The organism is Paucibacter sp. JuS9 (genome assembly GCF_044043925.2).
Classification (GTDB): Bacteria; Pseudomonadota; Gammaproteobacteria; order Burkholderiales; family Burkholderiaceae_C; genus JAUASW01.
Genome location: NZ_CP194172.1, coordinates 4802154 through 4821279, shown reverse-complemented (window position 1 = coordinate 4821279; position 19126 = coordinate 4802154). Strand labels below are relative to the sequence as shown.

14 protein-coding genes are annotated in these 19126 nt (G+C 67.8%); 6 read left to right on the top strand and 8 right to left on the bottom strand.

The window, feature by feature from the left end:
- Positions 1-100: 100 nt before the first annotated feature.
- The gene (locus ABT392_RS21520) at positions 101-2926 is read right to left on the bottom strand and encodes a TonB-dependent receptor (RefSeq protein ID WP_395384576.1); all 2826 of its coding nucleotides are present in this window, start codon (positions 2924-2926) and stop codon (positions 101-103) included.
- A gap of 278 nt (positions 2927-3204) precedes the next feature.
- On the opposite strand from ABT392_RS21520, the gene ABT392_RS21515 reads away from it, so the two are divergent.
- Positions 3205-4128 carry an ornithine cyclodeaminase family protein gene (locus tag ABT392_RS21515; RefSeq protein WP_395384577.1) on the top strand — a complete coding sequence of 308 codons (924 nt, stop codon included), beginning with the start codon at positions 3205-3207 and terminating at the stop codon, positions 4126-4128.
- Positions 4125-5561 (top strand): D-alanyl-D-alanine carboxypeptidase/D-alanyl-D-alanine endopeptidase, encoded by a 1437-nt coding sequence (gene dacB / locus ABT392_RS21510; protein ID WP_395384579.1) that lies wholly within the window; start codon positions 4125-4127, stop codon positions 5559-5561. The genes ABT392_RS21515 and dacB overlap by 4 nt, the downstream gene beginning before the upstream one ends.
- Before the next feature lie 23 nt (positions 5562-5584).
- Here the strand turns inward: dacB and ABT392_RS21505 are convergent, their stop codons facing one another.
- Genes ABT392_RS21505 through ABT392_RS21485 form a run of 5 tightly spaced genes read right to left on the bottom strand, consistent with a single transcriptional unit; the run spans position 5585 to position 10700 of the window.
- Complete coding sequence (locus ABT392_RS21505) at positions 5585-6502, bottom strand: alpha/beta fold hydrolase (RefSeq protein ID WP_395384580.1); 918 nt, start codon at positions 6500-6502, stop codon at positions 5585-5587.
- Between the two features lie 5 nt (positions 6503-6507).
- A complete protein-coding gene (locus ABT392_RS21500) occupies positions 6508-7569 on the bottom strand; it encodes a S66 peptidase family protein (protein WP_395384581.1) in 1062 nt (353 codons plus the stop codon).
- A gap of 30 nt (positions 7570-7599) precedes the next feature.
- Positions 7600-8202, bottom strand: a complete 603-nt coding sequence (locus ABT392_RS21495; protein WP_334277592.1) for a M15 family metallopeptidase — start codon at positions 8200-8202, stop codon at positions 7600-7602.
- Positions 8199-9104 (bottom strand): LysR family transcriptional regulator, encoded by a 906-nt coding sequence (locus ABT392_RS21490; protein WP_334277593.1) that lies wholly within the window; start codon positions 9102-9104, stop codon positions 8199-8201. Before ABT392_RS21490 ends, ABT392_RS21495 begins: the two co-directional genes overlap by 4 nt.
- Positions 9105-9113: 9 nt before the next feature.
- A complete protein-coding gene (locus tag ABT392_RS21485) occupies positions 9114-10700 on the bottom strand; it encodes an ABC transporter substrate-binding protein (RefSeq protein ID WP_334277594.1) in 1587 nt (528 codons plus the stop codon).
- 154 nt (positions 10701-10854) lie between these two features.
- On the opposite strand from ABT392_RS21485, the gene ABT392_RS21480 reads away from it, so the two are divergent.
- Positions 10855-11313, top strand: coding sequence for a hypothetical protein (locus ABT392_RS21480; protein WP_395384582.1), 459 nt, complete (start codon positions 10855-10857; stop codon positions 11311-11313).
- Positions 11313-12233, top strand: coding sequence for a DUF2145 domain-containing protein (locus tag ABT392_RS21475; RefSeq protein WP_395384583.1), 921 nt, complete (start codon positions 11313-11315; stop codon positions 12231-12233). Before ABT392_RS21480 ends, ABT392_RS21475 begins: the two co-directional genes overlap by 1 nt.
- Positions 12234-12263: 30 nt before the next feature.
- On the opposite strand, the gene ABT392_RS21470 is transcribed toward ABT392_RS21475, so the two are convergent.
- Both ABT392_RS21470 and ABT392_RS21465 read right to left on the bottom strand, forming a co-directional pair.
- Positions 12264-15623: a two-component regulator propeller domain-containing protein gene (locus tag ABT392_RS21470; RefSeq protein ID WP_395384584.1), complete on the bottom strand. Its 3360-nt coding sequence runs from the start codon at positions 15621-15623 to the stop codon at positions 12264-12266.
- A gap of 71 nt (positions 15624-15694) precedes the next feature.
- Positions 15695-16381, bottom strand: a complete 687-nt coding sequence (locus ABT392_RS21465) for a helix-turn-helix transcriptional regulator (protein WP_334277598.1) — start codon at positions 16379-16381, stop codon at positions 15695-15697.
- A 187-nt stretch (positions 16382-16568) separates the two neighbouring features.
- Between ABT392_RS21465 and ABT392_RS21460 the strand changes: the two genes are divergently transcribed.
- A complete protein-coding gene (locus tag ABT392_RS21460; protein ID WP_334277599.1) occupies positions 16569-17231 on the top strand; it encodes a response regulator transcription factor in 663 nt (220 codons plus the stop codon).
- Entirely contained in the window at positions 17215-19086 is a 1872-nt protein-coding gene (locus ABT392_RS21455) for a sensor histidine kinase (RefSeq protein ID WP_395384585.1), read from the top strand. The genes ABT392_RS21460 and ABT392_RS21455 overlap by 17 nt, the downstream gene beginning before the upstream one ends.
- Positions 19087-19126 lie beyond the last annotated feature (40 nt).

Genomic DNA, 19126 nt, shown 5'->3' with positions numbered 1-19126 from the left:
ACTTCGCCCACAGGGCCGCAAGAAGCAAAGCCCCGCCGGCTGCACACCGGCGGGGCTTTTCTGTTTGGCCAGCCGCTCCGGGCAGCTGGCGCTGGTCGGCTTAGAAGAACTCGTACTTGGCCGAGACCGACAGCGTGCGGCCGCGTGGGTCAGCCACGCGCGGATCCCAGCCTGCGCCGATCACGCTGTCAACGTTGTGCCAGGTGAAGGGCGGCTGCTTGTCGAACAGGTTCACGATACCGCCGGTGATCGTCATGTTCTTGAAGCCGCTGTAGGTCGTGAACAGGTTGAACGTGGTGTAGCTGCCGATGGTGCGCTTGGTCTCGCCAGTGCTGCGGTAGGCGCTCATGTCCTCGTCGTCGTAGCTGTCCTTGTAGGTAGCCGACAGCGTGGTGTTGAACGAGCCCTTCTTGTAGGCCACGCTGGCGCTGCCCTTCCAGGGCAGGTACAGCGTGGTCGAGCTCCACTTGCCGACATACTGAACCAGAGGCGCCGTGTCGATCAGGCGCTCCTTGTGGCTGATCATCTTGGTCAGGTTCAGCTTGGCAGTCAGGCGCCCGCCTTCGAGCGAGCTGGTGAACACAGCCCCCATGTCGAGGCCCTTGGTCTCGCTGGAGGCGGCATTGACCCAGCCGGCCTGGATGTAGCTGACGTTGCCGGTGGCGGGGTCACGAACGAAGTTGTCCTTGAACAGGTCGTAGTTCGTGATCATCTGAGTCACGCTGAGCGTGCGGATGCGATCATCCAGCTTGACCTGCCAGTAGTCGGCGAAGAGCTGCAGATTGCTCATCGGCTCGTACACCACGCCGAAGGTGGCCTGCTTGCTTTCCTCGGGCTTGAGCAAGGCATTGCCACCGGTGCGGTACAGCACGCCGCTGCGCGCGCACTGTGTCGGATCGGTCGGGCAGCGCACCGGGTCGTTGAAGACACCGGTCAGGGTGTTCTCCAGCATGCCCAGGTTCAGCTGCTGCGGCGTCGGGGCGCGGAAGCCGGTGTTGGCCGAACCGCGGAACAGCAGGCCACGCATCGGCGTGAACTTGAACGCAATCTTGGGGTTGGTGGTGCTGCCGATCTGCGAGTACTTGTCGGTACGCACAGCCAGTTGCAGTTCCAGGTTCTTGAACACAGGCACCAGCAACTCTGCGTAGGCGGCCTTGATCGTGCGTTCCTGATCCGGCGAGCGTGCATTGCTGGCGCAGCCCATCACGGCATTCTTGACCAGCAGGTTGGCGGCCGAGAAGTTGTCGCGGCAGGCAATCGAAGCCTCTTCCGAGCCCGAGAAGCCGTAGAACTCCTTGCGGTAGTCAAAGCCGACGGCAAAGTCCAGCGAGCCGGCCGGCAGCTTCATCAGCGAACCCGACAGGCCGCCGTCGAACTGCGTCACCTTGGTCTTGCCGCCGAAGATGCGGCCGCGCGCCTTGGAGGCCTCGATCAGCTGCATCACTTCCTGAGTCTGGCTCTGGCCCGGCAGCAGGAATGGGTTGTACTTGCCGCTGGCCAGCAGGTCGACCAGCTTTTGCGTGTAGGCATAGCCGTCGTACAGGTAGGCCGAGCCCTTGGCCTCGCCCTTGGAGACGCCCAGCTTGTAGTCATAGCCGAAGACCTCACCGTCCAGACCGGCGGCCGCACGCTTGTTCTCCGAACGGTTCTCGACCGTACGGTAGCCCCAGTCCCACATGCGCAGGCGATAGGCGATCGGCTTGGTCGGGTCGAAGTCATTCGCTCCGATCAACGCCTTCATGTTCAGGTAGTAGGGGCCGTTCACCGGGTAGTTGGTGATGGCGTTGGTGCTGGTGCTGAACTGATAGGGCGTGAACTCCGAGCGCACATCGGTGCGCGAACCGTTGAACTCGACGAAGGCCGTGTCGGTGTCGGTCACGGCAAAGGTGGCGCGGGCCAGGGCGTTGTAGCCCTCCTTCGGCGGCGACAGCATGAACTGGCGGCCGTAGTCGGTGGCGCAGCGGAATTGCGCGTTGGCCTTGGTGTAGCCGAACTTGTCCCACAGCGTGATGTTGGGGGAAAGAGCCACGCCGAACGGCACCTGGTCGCACTGGTTGCGGTAGGCCAGCAGGTTCAGGTTGGTGTACTTGGTGGCGTCGCCCGTGCCCACAGTCGTGCCGGCGGAGGTCAGTGCGGTGCCGGCCGATGCAATGATGTTGGCATGCGGGGCGCTGGTGGTGTCAGGGCTCAGGCCCCAGGCCGGGTTGAAGCCGCTGGCCCACTGCCGGTCGATGCCGCGCAGGATGGTGTTTCGGTCCATCGTGAGGCTGGCCATCACGTTGAAGCGGTCCTTCTCCATCGAACCATAGCCGCCCGAGATCGAGGCCCGCTTGGTCTGGCCACCGCCCGACTGCATCGGATTGGTCAGGTTGACCCGCAATGCCGCGCCCTGGTAATTCTTCTTCAGGATGAAGTTGATGACGCCGCCGATGGCGTCCGTGCCGTAGATGGCCGATGCGCCGTCCTTCAGCACTTCGACCCGCTCGACCGCCTCGATGGGGATCGCATTCAGGTCGACCGCACCGCCCGACATGCCATGCGTCGAGACGCGGCGGCCGTTCAGCAGCACCAGGGTGCCCGTGGGGCCCAGGCCGCGCAGGTTGGCAAAGGACGAGCCGCCGGTCAGGCGGTCCTGGTCGGCGCCGAACACGCTGTTGCGCGAGGTGGCGTTGTCGACGTTGGCCGAGTTTTCGCCCAGGGAGTTCAAGAGTTCTTCGGCGGTTTGCGAGCCGGAATTGCGGATTTCGTCCGCCGTGATCACCTGCAGCGGCAGGGCGTTCTGGTTGACCCGCTTGATGCTGGAGCCGGTCACTTCGACCTTCTCGACCTTCTGCGTCGTGGTCGTGGTTTGCGCCATGGCGGCGCCGATCAGCTGGGTGCCGATGCCAACGAGCGCGAGGCTGCGTGCGAGCTTGTTCAATTTCATGCTGCTACTCCTGGTGATGCCGGGCCGGGTCCGTATTGCTGAACATGGCCGAATGTTGCGATTCGCATCCGATGATCGGGGAGCGCCACGGACGCCGCCATAGGGCTCCTCCGCAGCTGTTGCGCGTTGTGCACTGAATGCTTGACGGCAACTCATAACTGCAGGGAATGCAGGGCGCCCAAGCTGCTAGCCCTTGCGGCGCAAATTTCGTGCCGCAATGGTGCATCACGCCCTACATTGGCAGCCATTCCCAGCTTTGCCGTATTGGGCGCGTTGCCATGCAAGTCATTTCCGAAGAACAGGTCGCCAGCGTGCTGACCCTGCCCGCCGCCAGTGCCGCGCTGCGCGAGGCCTTTGTGCAGTTCGGCCAGGGCCAGGGCGCCGTGCTCGCGCGCGGTCGGGCCGCGGCCAACTCCCCTGATGGCGCCGCGCTGATGGTCAGCGCCATGGGCGCCGTGCTGCCGCAGATGGGCGTGCTGGGTACCAAGGTCTACTCGACCCGCAACGGCCAGTTCCAGTTCGTGATCAACCTCTTCAGCAGCGAAACCGGCCTGCCGCTGGCCTGCATCGAGGCCAACGAGCTGACCCGGCTGCGCACTGCGGCCACCACGGCCGTGGCCGTCGAGGCGCTGGCCCGGCCGGACGCCAAGGTGCTGGCCATCTTTGGTGCCGGCACGCAGGCGCGGGCGCACGCCGAGGCACTGTTGCCGCTGCGGCCCTTCCAGCGGGTGCTGGTCTGCGCCCGCAGTGGTGCCAGCGAGCTGGCCGCGGAACTGGCCGAACGATTTGAAGTCAGCGCCGTTGCCGTTGACGCTGCCAGCGCCGCCGCGCAAGCCGATGTGATCGTCACCTGCACACGCGCCAGCGAGCCGCTGTTCGATGGCGCGCTGGTACGACCGGGCGCCCTGGTGGCCGCCGTGGGCTCCAGCAAGCCGGCCGCCCGCGAGCTTGACGACGCCCTGCTGGCCCGCGCGGCCCTGCTGGTCGTCGAATGGAAGCCGGCGGCCACCGGCGAGGCGGGTGAGTTCTGCCGCGCCGCGCCGGGGGTGATCGCTCCTGAGCGCGTGGTCGAGCTGGGCGCGCTGCTGGCCGAGCCACCGCGCAGCGTTGGCGCCGACGCCATCGTGGTCTACAAGAGCGTCGGCATCGGCCTCGAGGATGTGGCCATCGCCCACCAGGTCTACCAGGCATTGCAAGCATGAAGAACCATTTGCTGCGCTCCACCGCGCTGCTTGGCAGCGCCCTCCTCCTGAGCGCCTGTGCCTCATTTCGCGTCAGCAACGAGATTCCGCCGCCGGTGCGCGAAGCCCTCGGCAAGGCCGGCATGCCGGACAGCGCTCTGGCCGCGGTCGTCTTGCCGCTCGATGCACGCGACAGCGGCCTGCGCCTGCAGCCGCAGCGGCCCATGTCGCCGGCGTCGACCATGAAGCTGGTCACGACCATCGTCGCGCTGGACAAGCTCGGCCCCAACTGGCGCGGACGCACCGAGCTGCTCGCAGACGCGGCCGTGCAAGGAGATGTGCTGGCCGGCCCGCTCTATCTGCGCGGCGCAGCCGACGCCGACCTCGACTGGGGCGCGCTGCAGGCCATGCTGCGCAAGGTTCGCGAGCAGGGGCTGCGCGTCATCCAGGGCGGCCTGGTGGTCGACCGCACGCTGTTCCGGCCGGCCCGCTTCGACACGGGTCAGCCGCCCTTCGATGAGCAGCCCGAGTTCCAGTACAACGTGATCCCGGACGCGCTGTACCTGAATGGCGCGATGCTGGACTTCCATCTGCAAGCCGATGGCGAGCGGGTCACGGCGCGCGTGGGACCCGGCTGGTCGGGCCTCGCCGTGGATGCCAGCGCCCTCGGCCTGAACGACAAGGCCTGCAAGGACTGGGAAGACGGCTGGAAGATTCCGCGCGTCAGCGCGGACGGCAAGACGGCGATCCTGCAAGGCGCCTTCCCGAAGAACTGCAGCCAGAAGCCCGAGTTGAATGTGCACGAGCGCCAGGCCGTCACGGCCGCCGCAGTGCGTCAGCTGTGGCGCGAATTGGGCGGCGAGATCGCTGCCGGCGACGTCGAAGGCGCAACGCCGGCTGGCGCCCGCGTGCTGGCAGCGCATCGCAGCCGGCCGCTGACCGAAGTCCTGCGCGGCATGATGAAAAGCTCGGACAACCCGCTGACCCGCCTCATCTACCTGAGCGTGGGCGCGCAGGCCGCCACGCCGGAAGAAACCACCTTCGCGGCGGCCGACCGCGCGGTGCGCAGCTGGTTTGCCGAGCACGGCATCGCCACCGAGGGCCTGGTGCTGGAGAACGGCTCGGGTCTTTCAAGAATCGAGCGCATCAGTCCGGCGCAGATGGCCGCCCTGCTGCTCGCCGCCAATGACGGCAAGTGGCTGCCCGAGCTGCAGCAGGCGCTGCCCGTTGCCGGCTATGACGGCACCATGGCCCGGCGACTGAAGGACAGCCCGGCCGCCCGGCGCGCGCGGCTCAAGACCGGCACGCTGCGCGATGCCGTGGCGTTGGCCGGCTTCGTGCCGGACAGCCAGGGCCGCATGTGGATCGTGGCCGCGATGGTCAACGGCGAGAAGGCCGCCGCCAAGGGCCGGCCCGTGCTGGATGCGCTGATCGACTGGCTGGCGCGACGCTGAGCGCTGGGACCGGCGCCGCAGCGCTACAGGCCCTGCTTCTGCAGGAAGGCCTGGATTGCCGCCGCGGCCTTGAGCTGCGCTTCGCGGCCGAAGCCGCCGTGGCCGCCACCGGGCATGGTGAGCAGCTGATTGCTCACCCCGACCTTGTTCAGCGCCTCGTGCAGGCGCTGGGCATGGCTGTAGGGCACGAGCGTGTCGTTATCGCCATGGATGGTGATGATGGGCGGGTTGTCGCGTGCCACCAGGCTCAGCGGTGACACTTCGCGCGCCAGCCGGGCGCGTTGCTCGTCGGGCATCGCGCCGAACCACTCGATGGCGTAGTGCTTGGCATTGGCGCCTTGCAGCAGATCGCCGACATCGGTGATGCCGAACCAGTTGACGATGGCCGCCACCTTCACCGCCGGCTCCTTGCCGTTGACCCAGCGGTCCTGCTCGGGCGTGGCGCAGCCGCGGTCGAAGCGGTTGCCGGCTGGCAGCATGCCGGCCATCAGGGCCAGGTGGCCGCCGGCCGAGCCGCCGGTCACAACGATGCGCTGCGGGTCGAGCTTCAGATCGTTCGCTCGGATCGCCAGGTAACGCAGTGCGCAACGCACGTCTTCCACCGCTGCCGGTGCCGGCGCCACCTTGGCCAGCCGGTATTGCACCGAGGCCACGGCATAGCCCTGAGCCAGATAGGGCAGCAGGTGAAGCGTGGAGCCTTCCTTCGCGCCGGCAATCCAGCCGCCACCATGGAAATGCACCAGCAGCGGCACAGCCTTGCTGCGCGGCCAGGGCAGGTAGAGGTCGAGCTTCAACTCCTGGCCGCTGGCCAGCGAGTAGACGAGATTGGCGCGCACCTCGGTCTCGGGGCCCACGCTCCAGGCGAAATCACTGGCGCTTTGCTGTGCTTGCGCACCGAAGTTCAGGAGTGCAAGACCCAGGGCCAGAAATGTCTTCTTCATCGTCATCACAGCACCACCGGACGCAGGAGTTGGATGGTGCCGGCATCGGCATCCATCTCGGCTTCGCCACCCACAGGAATCGTCAGCTTGCGCGACACATGGCCAAACTGCGCGCCGCGATAGACCGGCACATTGAGCGGCAGGAAGTAGTCGTCGAAGACCTCGTCCAGCGTCAGCACGCCATAGTTGTTGTCGCCCGGCTCGCACTTGGTGAAGTGACCCAGCACCACGCCGGCCACCTGGTTCAGGGCGCCGGCCAGGCGCAGCGTCGAGAGCATGCGATCGACCCGGTAGATGTATTCGTTGATCTCCTCGAGGAAGAGGATCGCGCCGCGGAACTCGGGCGCATAGGGCGTGCCGATCAGCGAGCTCAGGACCGCCAGGTTGCCGCCCACCAAACGGCCTCGTGCCTTGCCGCCGCGCAGCGCGCGGGTGCGGTACTGGGTCGGGATGATGTTGTCGCTACGCTCTGGCGGCGGGTTTTTCAGCAGCGCTGCCTCGGCTTCCATCACCAGGGAGCGGAAGGCCGCCACGCTGTAGCCGTTCCATTGCGAACTGGCCACCGGGCAGTGGAAGGTGACGAGGCCGGTCTGGCGCTGCATGCCGTTGACCAGCGAGGTGAGGTCGGAGAAGCCGCCGAAGAACTTCGGCTTGGCGGCAATCAGCTTGTAGTCGAGCTTGTCGACGATGCGGTTGCAGCCCGAGCCACCGGTCATCGCGATGATGCCGGCCACCGAGTCGTCTGCAAACATCGCGTTGATGTCGCCGGCGCGTTGCGCATCGGTGCCGCCGAACTGGCCGTAGCGGGCGCGCAAGTTCGCGCCATGCCTGACCTTGAATCCCAGCGCCTGCAGCGCCTCGGTGGCCAGCTCGATGGGCTCGCGCTCGAAGGTGGCATTGGCCGGGCTGACCAGCGCGATGGTGTCGCCCGGGCGCAGGCGGCGCGCCAGCAGCGGCGCGGGCTGGGCTGCAGGTTGAGCAGCAGCTTGGGCGGCAACAGGCAGAGCCGCAACGCCGGCAGCGGCGACAGCGAGAGACTGGACAAACTGGCGACGGGGCGGGGTCATGGATTCAATTCCTAAGGTCTGAATTAACGCCTAAAGTACGCGCGGCAGGTCACGGCGCACGGCGATGCGGTCACCAAAATCAAAATGCCACCACTCGGTGCTGATGCCGTGGAAGCCCGCCTGCCGCATCGCGGCGCGCAGCCAGCCGCGCTCGGTGACTTGCGCCGCCGTGAGCAGGCCCAGGGCCAGGTGATCGGCCTCGTGGTCGGGGTGCGAGATCAGGGTCATCTCGTCAAAGCCGGTGCCCATGTCGACCTCGGCGCCTTGCGGGTCCAGCACGGTCAAATCCACCGCCATGCCGAAGGAATGGATGGAGCCGCGCTCCGGATGGGCCAGGTACATGGCCAGCGGCGTGCCGGCCAGCTCTGCGTAGAGCGTCTCCTGCACCCGCTGCGGCCGCAGCGCATCGAGCACCAGGAAGCGGTAGCCCGGGCGCTGACGGGCCAGCCATTCGGAAGCATTGATCAGCGCCTCGGCAGCCTCGCGGCGCAGCCAGGCGCAGTCGAGACCGCCATAGACATTGCGGCCGACGAAGTTGTCAGGCCCGGCATAGCGCAGGTCCACCTCGATATCGGGCAGGCTGGCCAGCGCGCGGAAGTCCGGGTGGCTGGCGATCTCTTCGCAGGGAATCATGATGCTACGAGCGAGTGCAGGCTTTGCTGCGCAGCCTCGCTGAGGTACTTGACCAGTCGGCGCGCGGTCTGCGCCAGTGGTGCATTGGAAGCGGTCAGCAGGTAGAGCTGCACCGGGATGGCCGGGGCCAGCGGCCGCAGGCGTACGCGATCACGGTTGGCGGAAGCAGCGGTGAACGGGTCCACCACGGTCACGCCGACACCGGCCTCGCACAGCGTGCGCGCCAGCTGATAGGTTTGCACCGTGATGCGGCTGTGCAGATGGGCGCCCTGCGCCTCGCCGGCGTTGTGCACCACATTGCCCAGCGGGTCGTCACCGGCCAGGCCCACCAGCTCGGTCTGGATCTCGGCCACCGACAAGGGGCCCAGACCTTGCGCCTCTGGCGAGCTGACCGGGCACAGGGCCATCATCTGGCCGCTGGCAATCACCTCGGCCTTGATGCCGGGATGGCGGGGGTCCTGCAATGACAACGCCAGGTCTGCCTCGCCCAACAGCAGGGCCGAGACGATTTCCCGGGTGTGATTGGTGGCCAGGGAACAGTGGCTGGCCGGGAAGGCGCGCACCCAATGCGTCATCGCCGCAGGTATCACCGCCGCGCCCAGCGTTGGCGTGGCCACCAGGCGCACCAGCTCGGATTCGCCGCTGCGCAGATTGGCAGCCAGCCGACGTATCGCCACCAGGTCGCGATTGAGCTTGTCGATCTCGATGAAGAGGCGCTGGGCCTCCGGCGTCGGATAGAGCTTGCCGCGAACGCGGTCGAACAAGGCCATGCCCAGTTGCAGTTCGCAATGCTGCAGCACCTTGGTGACCGCGGGCTGCGAGATGTGCAGGAGCTGCGCGGCACCGCTGATGGTGCCGGCCTGCATCACGGCGTGGAAGACCTCGATATGGCGGAGTCGCATGCTTGCTGCTCAATTCCTGTAGACGTTTTCGAAATCGACGCTGCCGTTGGGCGACATCACAAAGCCCTGTACATCACGTCGCATCGGAATGTAGACGGTCGAGTGCGCCATGGTGATCCAGGGCCGCTCGCGCTTGAAGATCACCTGCGCCTGCTCATAGAGCTGGCGGCGCTTTTGCGCATCCGGCGTGGCGCGGGCCGCGTCGATCAGCGCCTCGAACTCGCGGTTGCAGAACTTCACGCCGGTGGTGTTGGCCGCGCAGGACAGGTTGGGCGTCAGGAACTCGTCCGCATCGCCGGATTCACCGGCCCAGCCGCTCATGTAGACGCTGTGCTCGCCGTTGTTGGCGCGCTTCAGGTACTCGCCCCATTCATAGGTCTTGATGCTGGCGCGCACGCCGATGCGCGCCCAGTCCTGCTGGATCAGTTGCGCCATCAGCTGGCCATTGGGATTGGTCGGCCGCGTCACGGGCAATGCCCAGAGCTCGATGTCCAGGCCCTTGGCAAAGCCGGCCTGCGCAAGCAATTCGCGGGCACGAGCGGGGTTGTACTCGTTCTTCAGCGCCTTGTTGTAGCCGGGGATGGCCGGCGGGAAGGCGCTGACTGCCTGCAAGGCATCGCCGCGCGGGAACAGGGCCTTGAAGATGCTGTCGCGGTCGATGGCGATGTCCAGTGCCTCGCGGACCAGGCGCTGGTCCGTCGGCGGCTTGCGCAGGTTGAAGGACAGGTAGGAGATGTTCAGGGCCGGCGCCTTGGCCACCGTCACCACATCGGCCCGCTTGTCGAGCGCGGCCAGGTCCACGTCGCGCAGCGCGGCCGCCACATGGCATTCGCCGGCCAGGAGCTTTTGCACCCGCACATTGGGTTCGCGGCTGATCGCGAAGATCAGCTTCTCGCTGCGTTGGGGCTGGCCCCAGTAGTCGGGGTTGGCCTCCAGCCTGATCACATCGTCCTTGGCATAGGACTTGAAGCGAAAAGGCCCGGTGCCCACCGGCAGGTTGTTGATCTGCCGCGCCCGGCCTTCGCGGAGCAGCTTGGCGCCGTATTCCGCCGAATGGATGCCGGCCCAGGCCATCGCAAAATTGGCCAGGAAGGTGACATTGGGCTGGCGCAGCCGGAAGCGGATGCGGTACTCATCCAGCTTGTCGATGCCCTCGATCAGCTTGGCCAGTCCGAGGTTGGACGGATAGATGAAGTTGGCTGGGAACGCCTTGTTGAATGCATGCCCGGGGTCGGTAAAGCGGCCGAACGTGAACAGCACATCGTCCGCATTGAACTCGCGCGTCGGCTTGAAGAAGGCCGTGGTCTGGAAGCGCACACCGCGGCGCAGCTCAAACGTGATGCTGCGCGCATCTGGCGCGATCTCCCAGCGCGTGGCCAGTGCCGGCTCCAGCTCGGTGCTGCCTCGCTTGAAGCCGATCAGGCCCTGAAAGATCTGGTGGGTGACCGTGTTGGTGGAGGCGCTGTCCCAGAGGCCCGGGTCAAAACCCTCCGGGCTGGCATCGCTGCAGAACACCAGGGGCTTGGCCTGCACGGCAAGGCCCGCGAGCAGCGCTGCGCCAAGGGCGACACGGAACAGCAACTGCAGCAACTTCATGGCGCTAGCGGGGGTCTGATGGGGTCGGCCATTGTTGGAAGCGCCCCGAGGTACAACAAGTGAGAACACCGGCTCTGACTATAACTTTGACTCATGGCCTGGCGGACAGGCGCCGCGGTATCCTCGCCCGCATCGCATTTCACCGAGGGCAAGCATGTCCAGAACGCTGATCTTCACCTTGGGCACCGCGGTGCTTTGCCTGGCCAGCGCCAGCGCCCAGGCCGATTCCTCGATTGCCTCCTCGGCCTCCAACAGCGCCTCCTCGACCTCGGGCAGCGTGTCGGACTCGATCGAACGCAGCAGCCACAGCAGCAGCGGCGGCGGCGACAAGGTTGCAGCCGGTGACTACAAGGTCATCGAGGTGGCCGAAGCGCCCAACCGCCCCACGCATCTGCGCCTGCGTCTGCAGGCGCTGGCTCCGCAAGGCGGCGAGTTCGTGCTGATCCTGCCACGCCAGACCGGTGACAAGGCCGGCGTCATCACCGCCGGTGCCCAGATCACGGCGGTCCAGCGGCCCTACGGCCTGGAGTTCTCGAATACCGCCACAGCGAAAGCATTTTTCCTGGTGCTGGAAGATGACTGGCATCGCGAGCTGAAGGCGCGCCCCGTCTGATGTTGCGCACCCTCGCCGCCGCGGCACTGCTGACGGCGGCGACTCTCACTTGCCAGGCAGGCAGCCTGCAACTCTGCAGCAAGCCGCCCGAGGCCAGCGCGAGCGAGCAGGACCGCCTGATCCGCTTCGCCGCCGTCATCAAGGCCGAGCTGCAGGGCTCGGGCCAGGCCCTGGCGCTGGTGGCCCGCTCCGGCCTGGACCTGGCCCGCTTCGGCCTGCGCTACTCGCATGCCGGCCTGAGCCTGAAGGACAACACGAACGCGCCCTGGTCGGTGCGCCAGCTCTACTACGACTGCGAAGCGAAGAAGCCCCGGCTGTACGACGAAGGGCTCAGCGGCTTTCTGCTCGGCACGCATGACCCGGCGCTGGGCTATGCCTCCGTCGTGCTCCTGCCGGCAGAGGCCGCCCAGCCACTGGCCCGCGCCGGCCTCGACGACGCCCGCGCCCGCGCGCTGCTGGGCGAGCGCTACAGCGCCAATGCCTATGCGTGGAGCCTGCAGTACCAGAACTGCAATCAATGGCTGGTGGAGCTGCTGGCCACCGCCTGGGGCGGCTCAGCCGAGGCTGAAGCCGCAACCGCACCGGCAACAGCAACCTCACCTCGGCAGCAAGCCCTGCAATGGCTGGAGGCGCAAGGCTACAGGCCGCGCGCGGTGGATGTCGGCTGGCGCGCCCTGATGTGGCTCTCGCAGCTCATTCCCTGGCTGCACAGCGACGACCATCCCGCCGAAGACCTGGCCGCCAAGCGCTACCAGGTGAGCCTGCCCGATTCGATCGAAAGCTTTGTGCGCGAACGCTGGCCGCAGGCGCAGCGCATCGAGTTCTGCCACAACCGCGAGCAGATCGTGATCCACCGCGGCTGGGAGCCCGTGGCCGAGGGCTGCAAGGCCGGTGAGCAGGATCAGGTGCTGCCCTACTGAGCGAGCCGCGCCAAGGCGGCCCTGCCCTGGCTAGCGCGTATCGCCCGTGGGCTGCGCCGCATCGGGCGAGAGCGCCGCGCTGACGAGTACCGGCGGCTTGGAGCTGAGCAGCTCCAGCTGGCCGGCCCACAGCAGTGCATGCAAGCCCGTCTGCAGATGCTCGGCGAGGCGGAAGTCCGGCGTGGACGGGGTGGCTTGCAGGCCCACCCAGGCATTGCGGCCGCTGCGCTTGGCGCCCAGCAAGGCCTGGTCGGCCAGCTTGACGGCGTCTTGCCAGCCCAGCGCCTTGGGCTTGTCGCTGATGAAGGGCATGGAGGCAAAGCCTATCGAGCAGCTGACGCGCAGCAGTCGGCCGTCGTCGAGCTCGAAGGGCGTATCGGCCATGATGCCGCGGATGCGCTCGGCCAGCTCGGCGGCGCGGCTGCGGTTGGTGTCGCGGGCCACGGCCAGGAATTCCTCACCACCCCAGCGCACCACATAGTCGGACTCGCGCATCAATTGCTGCAGCCGGCGGCCGAACTGGACCAGCACCGCATCGCCGGCGGCATGGCCGTACTGGTCGTTCACGCGCTTGAAATGGTCAACGTCGATCAGGAAGAACAGCGTGTCGCAGTCGGGCGGCGGCTCGTTTGCGTGTAGCTTGGCCTCGCGCACGCGGCGCAGGCTGGCGGCCAGCGCGGTGTCGATGTGTTCGGTCAGGAAGCGGCGGTTGTGCAGGCCGGTCAGCGGGTCGCTGATGCTGGCGCGCTCCAGCACGCGCGACTTCTCGGCCAGGGCCAGCGAAAGCCTTTCCAGTTCGGCGGTGCGCTCGGCCACCAGGTGCTTGAGCTGCTGCTGGCGCTCGCGCAGCCAGCGGGTGCGCAGATGCACGACCAGCACCACGCCGGTGAGTACCAGCAGTGAGGCGAGCACGCGGAACCACCAGGTCTGGTGCCAGGCCGGCAGCACATGCAGCGGCAGGTTCAGCTCCTTCTCGGCCCAGGCGCCGTCCCGGTTGGCGCCGCGCAGCAGCAGTTTGTAATGACCCGGCGGCAGGTTGTTGTAGCTGAGCTGGCGCTGGCCGGCGTCGAGCTCCACCCACTGCTTGTCCAGGCCCTCGAGCTTGTAGGCGTAGCGGTTGCGCTCGGGCGCCGAGTAGTCGAGTGCGGCGATTTCGGCCGCCAGGCTGTTGGCGTCGGCGGCAATCTTGAGCGGACCGGTCGGCAGCGTGGCCAGCTGCTGCGGGTCCAGCCATTCCGAACCCAGGCGCAAGGCGGTGAGCACCACCGGCGGCTTGTAGGTCCAGGCCTTGAACTGCTCGGGGCGGACGATGGACATGCCGCCTGCACCGCCAAACAGCAGCTCGCCGGCATTGGTGCGCGCGGCCGAGCCCGTCCAGTAGGTCAGGAACTCGACGCCCTCGGCGCGGCGCAGACCTTGCGCCTTCAGCGTGGCGGGGTCGATGCGCGCGAGGCCGTTGTCGGTGCTGGCCCAGACAAGGCCGCTGCGGTCTTCCAGCAGCGAGTTGATGTTCTCGTCCGGCATGCCCTGGGCCTTGCCGACATGGCGAAAGCGCAGCGGCTCGGCGCTGCTCTCGAGGATGTTGACGCCGCCGCCATAGGTGCCGACCCAGAGGCGCTGCTGGCGGTCGGTATAGAGCGAGGTGATGAAGCCGGACGAGAGGCTGTCCGGCCGCGCAGCTTCGGGCACGATGCGCTGCACCCGACCGCTGGCGGGGAAGAAGCGGTTAAGTCCCATGCGGGTACCGATCCAGAGGCTGCCGCCCGGCCCTCGCGCCAGCGTGAAGATGCGCTGATCGCTCAGCTGCCGCACCGGCTCGGGCAGCACCACGCGGGCGCGCCCGTTCATCAGGTCCAGCGCCCACAGGCCGTCGGACTGGCCACCGATCCACAAGGTGTCGCCATCAGCCAGCAAGGCCCAGGTGGAGGCGTTCGGATCGCGCCCGGCCAGGGTGACGCGGCGCACCAGGCTGCCGTCGCCGCTGGCGCGGTACAGGCCGCGCTTGGTGCCGATGAAGACCGAGCCATCGGCCGCCTGCTCCAGGGCCACCACGATGTCTTGCGGCAGCGCGGTCTCGGGCTTGCTGGCATCGGGTTTGAGCCAGGCGACGCGGGCACCGCTGGGGTCGATGATCTCGACGCCGCGCTTGTGCGTGCCCAGCCAGATGCGACCATCCGCCGTGGGCAGGATCCAGCTGACCTCGTTGGACAGCGAGACCTCGTTGCAATGCAGGTTGGGGCAGGTCGGCGCGCCATACATGGTCAGCACCGCGCGCTGGCTCGGGTCGTGGCGGCTCAGGCCGCGGTTGGTGGCCACCCACAGCAGGCCCGAACGGTCGCGGTAGAGCGCGCGGATCGAGTTGTCGGCCAGGCTGACGGGCAGCGCCGGCTTGTGCGTGATCGCCCGGCCGCGCAGCGTGGCCGAGTCGATGGCCACGATGCCATGGCTCAGGGTGCCGAGCCAGACCTCGCCCGGCCGCACTTCGTTGATCGTCACCACCTGCTGCACCTGCAGGGGCGGCAGGCCCGGCAGCGCCATGTCCAGGGCCTGGGCGTGGCTGGCATCGGGGTCGATGACGAAGCCGCCATGCTGCAGCGTGCCTATCCACAGCCGCCCGGCGGCATCTTCGGTCAGCGCCTGCGGCTCCGGCTGACGGCCTTGCGCAGGCAGGGCAAAGGCGACGAATCGCCTGGCATTCGCTGGGCGGTGGAACAGGCCACGCTCGGTGCCAACCCAGAGGCCGCCCTTGCTGTCCTGCATCACGGCCGCCACGCGGCTGCCTGGCGCATCGGCGCCGGTGGTCGGCAAGACCCGGCGCACGGCGCCGTTCTCAGGGTTCAAGTGGTCCAGCCCACCTTCGCTGGCGATCCAGAGGCCGCCGGCGCCATCCTCGGCAATGGCGCGCACGCTGACATGCGCCAGGCCATTGGGGCCGGCGGGATAGCTGACGAAGTTGTCGGTGGTCGGCTCATAACGGGCCAGTCCCGCGCCATTGGTGCCCACCCACAGCCGGCCCTTGCGGTCGCCGTGCAGCGTCTGCACATAGCTGTCGGGCAACGCACCGGGGCGCTTGCTGTCGGTCTGGTAGATGCGGAAACGGTATCCGTCCCAGCGGGCCAGGCCACCCAGGGAGCCTATCCACAGATAGCCCGAGCCGTCTTCGGCCACCGCCGTGGCGATCTCGTTAGGCAGGCCATCGTCCTGGCGCAGATGACGGAAGCTCAGCTCGGTCAGTTGCGACCAGCGTTGCGCAGCGGCTTGCGCCGCCTGCCCGGGCGCCTGCGGGCCCGCATGGGCGGGCAGCAGCAAAGCGATGCCCAGCACAGCGCCGGCGGGCAGCGCGCGCAACCAGGATCGCAGCAGGGATACAGCAGGGGCTGGGTTTGACACGGTGGGCGATTGTGACCGAGCCGGGGCCCGGGCTCAAAGCCCCACGTTGGCAAGGCGCCAAAGAGCGTGAATCAATGCCCTTCCACCAAGGCATGTACCAGCGGCGGCAGCATGGCCATGCTGCGCACCAGGGCGCCAATGTCGCGGGCGCCGGTCTTGGCCCGGATGGCCCCAATCTGGGTGCGCACCGTCGACAGGGCCACCTGCCGCTGCTGGGAGATCTCTTCCGGCGAGCAGCCGGCGCACAGGGCGCCCAGCACCTCGCGCTCGCCTTCCGTCAGCCCCTGCTCGCGGGCGTAGGCCTGCAGCGTGAGGCTTTGGCACAGCGTCGGCCTGGCCAGCACCAGCAGGGCCAGCTTGCTTCCCTGGCCGGTGGGCAGCACGGCCAGTGTTGGCTGATTGCCGCGGTCGGCCCGGGTGGTGATGAGGCTGCGGCGGCCGCGCTCTACCGCGGCATCGACCGCCCGGCGCAGCTGGGCCTGCTGGCATTCGCTTCGCAGCTGCAGCTGGCCAGCCTCGATCAGGAAGGGATCGCGCCGGGCCAGCAGCGATCGGGCGATGCGGTTGCCATGCTGGAGCCGCAGTTCGGCGTCCACCAGCAACACCGGGGAGTCGAGCTCATCGAGGACAGTGCCGGCCAGCGCGCCGAAGAGCCCCTGGCCCTGTGTCGCTCGACTGGCCGTCGAGCGCCTCCGTTCAATGAAAGCCGCGCCAGGCAGGCCCGCGTCCGGGCCCGAACGATCCAGAAGATTCAGCATGAAAGCTCCCTGTGCAGGCGTGATCGCCTTGTCGTGGACGCACAGTGTTAGGAATTTGCCTGAGTCGGCGTATCCCTCGAAATGAGGAGCCGCCACGGATTGCCGTCGCCAGGACTGGGGATCCTCCTCAGTTTGCAGGAAGGCCCGGTGCTGGCATTGTCGATCCCGCCCTGCCAATATCGCCGCCATGCAAGCCGCCGCCATCACTGTCGCCCTGGTCGAGGACGAGAGCCGCACCCGCGAACGGCTGTGCCATGTCATCAGTGCCGAGCCCTCCCTGCGCCTGGTTTTCAGCGCGTCCACGGCGAGTGAGCTGCTCCAGTGGTTCGTCGATAACCCGGTGGATGTGCTCCTGGTCGACCTGGGCTTGCCCGACCTGTCGGGCCTGGAACTGATCCAGCGCTGCTGCCGCATGCAGCCTGCCTGCGCGGCGATGGTGATCACCATGTTCGGCGACGAGGCCAATATGCTGCGCGCCTTCGAGGCCGGCGCGCGCGGCTACCTCCTGAAGGACGGCACCGAAGCCGACCTTGCCACCCATGTGCTGAGCCTGCATGCCGGCGGCTCACCGATGACACCCATCATCGCCCGCCAGCTGCTGGCCCGCTGGCGCGCCGATCAGCCGCCGCCGGCCCAGCGCGAAGGTCAGCAGCCGGAGGCGCTGTCACGGCGCGAAACCGAGGTGCTGGACCTGATTGCCCGCGGCTTCACCTATGCCGAGATCGCCCAGCAGATGAGCATCTCGGTGACCACGGTGCAGACCCATGTGCGCAATATCTACGGCAAGCTGGGCGTGCACAACCGCAGCGAGGCGGTGTACGAAGCCAGGCAGTATGGGCTTCTTCGCTAGGCCCGCGCGCTCCGCCCTGCTCCTCGCCGGGCTGTTGATGAGCTGTGGCCAGGCGGCGGCCTGCGAGCCGGGCCGCGCGCGCAGCGATGCCGCCATGGCGGGCTGGTGGCGGGTCGACAACGCCTGCGTCAGCCTGCAGGCCGAGGGCGAGACCGCGAGCGCCGAACAGGCCATGGCCTTGCCCGTGCGCTGGGACAAGCAGCGCAATGGCCAGGCCGGCCGTGCGCTCCTGCGCCTGCAGCTGCCCGAGGGCAGGCAGGCGCTGGCCCTGCTGATCGACCGGATCGGCAACCAGGCCGCACTGACGCTCAACGGCCATCGGCTGGCCGTCATCGGCAGGCGCCCTTCGCAGGATGTTTCCAGGCAGAGCCACTTGGTCATGCTGCCGGTGGAGCTCCTGAACGAAGGCCGCAACGAGCTGCGCGTGGAGCTGCAGGCCCAGGCGCTGCGCGGCGCCCTGCTCGGTTCGCTGCGCCTGGGTCCGCCCGCCGAGGCGGAGGCTTTGCAGGCGCGCTGGCAGCTGTTCGACCAGGTCCTGCCAGCCGCCTATGTGGCCAGCTTCCTGCTGATGGGCGGGCTGACCGCCGGCCTGTGGTGGCGCCAGCGTGACCCGGTCTTCGGTTGCTTCTGCCTGGCGGCCCTGGCCGGTGTCCTGCGGCCCCTGGATGCGGTCTGGCCTGACGCGCTGCTGCCCTGGCCCTTGTGGGGCGCCGTGCTGGCGCTCGCTTATGGCTGCCAGATCGTGCTCTTGAACCGCTTCATCGTGCTGGTGCTGGGCAAGAACCCGCGCTGGATGGTGCGCGCCATCATGCTCGTGCTGGCGGTCATGGCGGTGCTGGCCTGCCTGTCCTTTCTGCTTCTGCAGCGCCATTTCTGGACCCTGGCCCTGGGCCTGATGCTGGGCCTGAGCGTGGCCTGCCTGGCCATGGTGCTGCGCGTGGCCTGGCTGGAGCGGCAGGCGATAGCCTGGCTGGTGGTGCTCAGTGGCGCCCTGGCCGTGGCCGCGGGCGTGCACGATTTCTTCCTGGTGCGCACCGGCTGGCTGGGCGAGGTGAGCCGGCAACTGACACCGCATGCCCTGTTCGGCTTCGTGCTGGTGCTCGCCTGGGTCGTGGTGACCCGCTACAGCCACACCGTGACCGACTATCGCGCGCTCAACGAGCACCTGGCCGAGCGAGTGGCCGAGCGAGAGGAGCATCTGCGCCAGGCCTTTGAGGCGCTGCGCAGCAAGCAGCAGGAGCAGGCGGTGCTGAACGAACGCCAGCGCATCATGCGCGAGATCCATGACGGCATCGGTTCGCAGCTCGTCGGGCTGCTGAACATGGTCAGCCATGAGGGCGGCGGAGACCGCCGCGAGCTCGAAGCCCAGGTGCGCCATGCGCTGGACGAGATGCGCATGGCCGTCGACTCGCTGCAGCCGATGGATGCCGACCTGACCACCGTGCTGGCCACTCTGCGCTACCGGCTGCAGCCGCGCTTGCAGGCCGCAGGCCTGCGCGTGGTCTGGGACGTGGCCAGCCTGCCGCCCCTGGCGGAGCTCGCGCCACAGGCGGTGCTGCAACTGCAGCGCATCCTGCTGGAGGCCTTCACGAATGTGCTCAAGCATGCGCAGGCCCGGCAGGTGACCGTCAGCGCCCGTTGGCTGCCCGCCCGCGACGGCCATGCGGCCGAAGTGCAGCTGCGCCTGATTGACGACGGCATCGGGCCGCAAGCGGCACCCGAAGGCACGCCGGCCGGCCACGGCCTGACCAATATGCGTGCCCGGGCGGCCAGCATCGGCGCCGTGCTGCACATCGGCCAGGGCGCCGAGGGCGGCACCTGCGTCGCCATCGACTGGCCGCAGCCGGCGCGCTGATCAGCACAGCCTGAAGAAGATCGACCCGGCCAGCCGCTTT